1 pseudogene is annotated in these 2,496 nt (G+C 74.7%); it reads left to right on the forward strand.

Annotated elements, in window-relative coordinates:
- Positions 1 to 2,419: pseudogene (locus VF794_RS37315) on the forward strand (serine/threonine protein kinase); the annotation flags it as partial.
- Positions 2,420 to 2,496: the final 77 nt, after the last annotated feature.

Genomic DNA, 2,496 nt, shown 5'->3' on the forward strand with positions numbered 1-2,496 from the left:
GGCCGAGCGCGAGCGCCTCTCCCGCCGCTTCACCGAGCGCGTGGAGCGCATGGAGGCCTCGGCGCGCTACTCCGCCCTCTCCCGGCTGCACGACACGCGCGGGGACCGCGAGGCGCTGCGCGCGGAGATGGCCGCGCTGGAGGCCGAGGTGCGTCAGGCCGGCGAGCAGGCGCGGGGGCCTGGCGATTACGCCCTGGGCCGCGTCCTGTTCGCCCTCGGGGACAAGGACGCGGCGCGCCAGCGGCTCGAGTCCGCCTGGGCGCTCGGCTACCGCGAGCCCCGGGTGGCCTGGGCGCTGGCGCAGGTGCTCGGCGAGCTCTACGCGGAGCCGCTCCTGATCCTGCAGCTGGAGCGCCAGAGTTCCCCCGAGCGGCGCGAGGCCCGCCTGCGCGAGCTCCAGCGCCGCTACCGGGACCCGGCCCTGGAGTACCTGCGGCGCAGCGAGGGCCCCGACGTGCCCGCGCCTCCCGCCTACGTGGGGGCGCTGCTGGCCTTCTGCGAGGGCCGCCACGACGAGGCGCTCTCGCTCCTGGAGGCCGCGCGTGACGCGGAGCCCTGGCTCCACGAGGTGCCCCTGCTGCGCGGCGACGTCCTCGTCGCCCGGGCCGGTCAGCGCTGGAACCGCGGCGAGCAGGACGGAGCACGCGTCGACTTCGAGGCCGCCCGCCAGGCCTATGCCACCGCCTCCTCCATCGCCGCGAGCGCCCCGGCCGTGTACCACTCCCAGTCGCGGCTGGAGTACGCCCAGCTCCTCCTGGGGCTGTACGGCAAAGGCGAGGTGATGGAGCACTACACCCGCGGCCTGGAGGCCGTGTCGCGCGCCCTCGCCGCGGACCCCGACTACTTCCTGTCCCGGCTGCGTGAGTCCCGCTTCCACCGCCGGCTCGCCGAATACCGCACCGGCAGGAGCGAGGATGCCAGGGAGCTGCTCCAGAAGGCCCTCACCTCCTCCCGCTCGCTCCTGGCGCTCTACCCGGACCGGATGCTCGCCCACCTGGAGCTGGGCGAGATCCTCTGGCAGCTCGCGCGCAACCGCCAGGCGCGGGGAGAGGATCCGCGCGAACAGCTCCAGCAGGCCCTCGAGGCCTTCTCGCACATTCCCCCAGAGGAGCGCGGCTACGCCTTCCTCACGGACCAGGGCCTCATCTACAAGGTGTGGGCCGACTACGAGGAGCAGTTGGGCGTGGACTCGCTGGCGCACCGGGGCCAGGCCATCGAGGCCTTCCAGGCCGCCGCCGCCGTGGACGAAGGGCGCCTGTCGGAGGCGTGGAGCAATCTCGGCGGCGCCTACTTCAAGCGCGCCTCGCACCCGAAGGCGGGCGACCCGGAAGGAGACCTGGAGCGGGCCCGGGACGCGCTCGAGCGGGCGCGCTCCATCAGCCCTGGCAACTACGTGCCCTTCTTCTACGGGGCGCAGGTCCACGAGCAGCTCGCCCATCGGCACTCCAACCGTGGTGGGGAGACGCGGCCGGAGTTGGAGCGGGCCCTCGCGCTGTACCGCGAGGGCCTGGCCATCAACGCCAAGATGCCCCAGTTGCACAATGGCCTGGGCGGGGCCCTGCTGTGGCGCGCCCAGCTCACCTGGGAGGAGGGAGGCGACCCCTTCCCCGGGCTCGACGAGGCCCGGGCGGCCTTCGAGCAGGCCCGGACGCTCGCGCCCCAGCAGCGGTTCGCCTTCAACAACCTGGGCGAGGTGGAGTCGCTCCGGGCCACCTTCTTGAGCATGCGGCGGGAGGACCCGGGCCCGGCCCTCCGCGCGGCCGTGGAGGCGTACCAGCAGGCGCTCCAACGGGACAAGAACCACGCTCGGCCGTGGGCGAACCTGGGCAAGGCGTACCGCGACCAGGCCACCTGGGCCTTGGAGCACGGGGAGGACCCGGGGCCCGCGCTGGACAAGGCCGAGGAGGCGCTGCGCCATGCCCTGGAGCTCAACGCCACGCACCCGGTGGCCTGGAGCCACCTCGGGGAGACGCGCGGCGTGCGAGCCCGGTGGCTGGCGTCGCGGGGGCAGGCGCGGGAGGAGCACTTCGAGGAGGCGGCCCAGGCCTTCCAGAAGGCCCTCGAGCAGGAGCCGGAGCGGCCGGAGTTCCGCCGCGCCCTCGGCCACCACCTGCGCGAGTGGGCCGGCTGGAGACGACGGGCCCGGGGGGAGCCGCGCCCGCTGCTCCAGCGGGGCCTCGAGCTGGCCGAGGCCCAACTCACCGACCGGGCCGATTGTCCCGAGACGCGGGTGCTGCGGGCGAGCCTGCTGTCGGCGCTCGCGGAGGACACCGCCGACGCTCGGGAGCAGCGGGCGCTACGGGACCGGGCGAGGGAGGACCTCGAGGCGGCGCTGGCCCGCAACCCCCACCTGGCGCCGGTCTGGGCGGAGCGGCTCGCCTCGGTGCGCGAACCGCTGGCCGATTCCCGGGGGAACTGAGAGCCACGCGTGGCCGCCGGGCCTCATTTCCGGTTGCCGCCACCCGGCTTGGGCTTCTTGTGGGGGTGGTCGCCCTT

It is taken from the genome of Archangium sp., from assembly GCF_036389735.1.
Taxonomy (GTDB): domain Bacteria; phylum Myxococcota; class Myxococcia; order Myxococcales; family Myxococcaceae; genus Archangium.